A 2,484-nucleotide genomic window follows, 5' to 3' on the forward strand; every position below is an offset into this window, starting at 1 on the left:
AAAAGAAGTGGTGCTGATAGGCAGATTCGAACTGCCGACCTCACCCTTACCAAGGGTGCGCTCTACCAACTGAGCTATATCAGCACATCTTGGAGCGGGCAGCGGGAATCGAACCCGCATCATCAGCTTGGAAGGCTGAGGTAATAGCCATTATACGATGCCCGCATCCTGGAACTCGGCTACCTGATTTTCATTCTGCACTGAATATCGAGAGAAGCTCTCTTTATTCGAGCCGGTAAGCGAACTTATCGTCTCGGGCTACGCCATCGCGTGGCCGAAATTGGTGGTGGGGGAAGGATTCGAACCTTCGAAGTCTGTGACGGCAGATTTACAGTCTGCTCCCTTTGGCCGCTCGGGAACCCCACCGGGTAGCGCGCACTCTATGGAGACATGCGAGTTCATGCAACTAAAAAATTGCATAATTTGTTTTATTGGTCACATTTTATGCGACACGATGAAGAAACAGCCTAGGTACCTCATGAGCCCGAAGTGGCGAGCCCGATCTTCCCCATCGGTGATGTCGGCGATATAGGCGCCAGCAACCGCACCTGTGGCGCCGGTGATGCCGGCCACGATGCGTCCGGCGTAGAGGATCCGTCACATACCAAGGCGGCTAAGCGAGCAGATGGAACATCAACGCCTGCGGTCAGGAAGATGCGCATCGACAGCAAGACATCATGGCTATCAGCTTGTCGTCGTGCAGGAATTGAAGATTTCCGTTTCCATGACCTCAGACACACCTGGGCAAGCTGGCTGATTCAGTCAGGCGTCCCATTATCAGTGCTTCAGGAAATGGGCGGATGGGAGTCCATAGAAATGGTTCGTAGGTATGCTCACCTTGCGCCTAATCATTTGACAGAGCATGCGAGGAAAATAGACGACATTTTTGGTGATAATGTCCCAAAGTCCCACTCTGAAATTATGGAGGATATAAAGAAGGCGTAACTGATTGAATTGTAATGGCGCGCCCTGCAGGATTCGAACCTGCGGCCCACGACTTAGAAGGTCGTTGCTCTATCCAACTGAGCTAAGGGCGCGTTGATACCGCAATGCGGTGTAATCGCGTGAATTATACGGTCAACCCTTGCTGAGTCAATGGCTTTTGATCTGGTTGCTGAACAAGTGAACGACCGCGTCTGATTTTCTGATTTATTTCGCTATAGCGGCAAACAAACGCACACCGCTGCGCGTCTGAATCAAGAAAACCCGTATTTTCATGTATCAAAGTGACCTGCAGCCAAGCTTGGATTGCGACACGGAGTTACTTTATAATCCAATCGATTGGCCCCTTAGCTCAGTGGTTAGAGCAGGCGACTCATAATCGCTTGGTCGCTGGTTCAAGTCCAGCAGGGGCCACCAGCGGCCGCAAAGGCTGACGAGAAATCGTCAGCCTTTTTAAGCTTTAAGCCGAATTCCAGCACACTGGCGGCCGTTACTAGTGGATCCGAGCTCGGTACCAAGCTTATCGATGATAAGCTGTCAAACATGAGAATTACAACTTATATCGTATGGGGCTGACTTCAGGTGCTACATTTGAAGAGATAAATTGCACTGAAATCTAGAAATATTTTATCTGATTAATAAGATGATCTTCTTGAGATCGTTTTGGTCTGCGCGTAATCTCTTGCTCTGAAAACGAAAAAACCGCCTTGCAGGGCGGTTTTTCGAAGGTTCTCTGAGCTACCAACTCTTTGAACCGAGGTAACTGGCTTGGAGGAGCGCAGTCACCAAAACTTGTCCTTTCAGTTTAGCCTTAACCGGCGCATGACTTCAAGACTAACTCCTCTAAATCAATTACCAGTGGCTGCTGCCAGTGGTGCTTTTGCATGTCTTTCCGGGTTGGACTCAAGACGATAGTTACCGGATAAGGCGCAGCGGTCGGACTGAACGGGGGGTTCGTGCATACAGTCCAGCTTGGAGCGAACTGCCTACCCGGAACTGAGTGTCAGGCGTGGAATGAGACAAACGCGGCCATAACAGCGGAATGACACCGGTAAACCGAAAGGCAGGAACAGGAGAGCGCACGAGGGAGCCGCCAGGGGGAAACGCCTGGTATCTTTATAGTCCTGTCGGGTTTCGCCACCACTGATTTGAGCGTCAGATTTCGTGATGCTTGTCAGGGGGGCGGAGCCTATGGAAAAACGGCTTTGCCGCGGCCCTCTCACTTCCCTGTTAAGTATCTTCCTGGCATCTTCCAGGAAATCTCCGCCCCGTTCGTAAGCCATTTCCGCTCGCCGCAGTCGAACGACCGAGCGTAGCGAGTCAGTGAGCGAGGAAGCGGAATATATCCTGTATCACATATTCTGCTGACGCACCGGTGCAGCCTTTTTTCTCCTGCCACATGAAGCACTTCACTGACACCCTCATCAGTGCCAACATAGTAAGCCAGTATACACTCCGCTAGCGCTGATGTCCGGCGGTGCTTTTGCCGTTACGCACCACCCCGTCAGTAGCTGAACAGGAGGGACAGCTGATAGAAACAGA

The 2,484-nt window shown here is 51.3% G+C and carries 1 protein-coding gene, 5 tRNA genes and 1 pseudogene; 2 read left to right on the plus strand and 5 right to left on the minus strand.

Translation table 11 applies throughout. The features are described from left to right. Positions 1-8 precede the first annotated feature (8 nt). The 3 genes from DEP02_RS19105 to DEP02_RS19115 form a co-directional block, all read right to left on the minus strand. Positions 9-84 (minus strand) — tRNA-Thr (locus DEP02_RS19105). Positions 85-90: 6 nt separating this feature from the next. Continuing rightward, positions 91-165, minus strand: a tRNA-Gly gene (locus DEP02_RS19110). 116 nt (positions 166-281) lie between these two features. Further along, positions 282-366, minus strand: a tRNA-Tyr gene (locus tag DEP02_RS19115). A gap of 162 nt (positions 367-528) precedes the next feature. Between DEP02_RS19115 and DEP02_RS34865 the strand changes: the two genes are divergently transcribed. Continuing rightward, positions 529-945, plus strand: coding sequence for a site-specific integrase (locus DEP02_RS34865; protein ID WP_438947777.1), 417 nt, complete (start codon positions 529-531; stop codon positions 943-945). Between the two features lie 15 nt (positions 946-960). Here the strand turns inward: DEP02_RS34865 and DEP02_RS19130 are convergent. Continuing rightward, positions 961-1,037 (minus strand) — tRNA-Arg (locus DEP02_RS19130). Positions 1,038-1,283: 246 nt separating this feature from the next. Here DEP02_RS19130 and DEP02_RS19135 point away from each other — a divergent pair. After that, positions 1,284-1,359, plus strand: a tRNA-Ile gene (locus tag DEP02_RS19135). A 1,044-nt stretch (positions 1,360-2,403) separates the two neighbouring features. Here DEP02_RS19135 and DEP02_RS19150 read toward each other — a convergent pair. Then, positions 2,404-2,484 (minus strand): annotated as a pseudogene (locus DEP02_RS19150) (IS1 family transposase); the annotation flags it as partial.

Source organism: Streptomyces triticisoli (assembly GCF_003270085.1).
GTDB classification, from domain to species: Bacteria; Actinomycetota; Actinomycetes; order Streptomycetales; family Streptomycetaceae; genus Streptomyces; species Streptomyces triticisoli.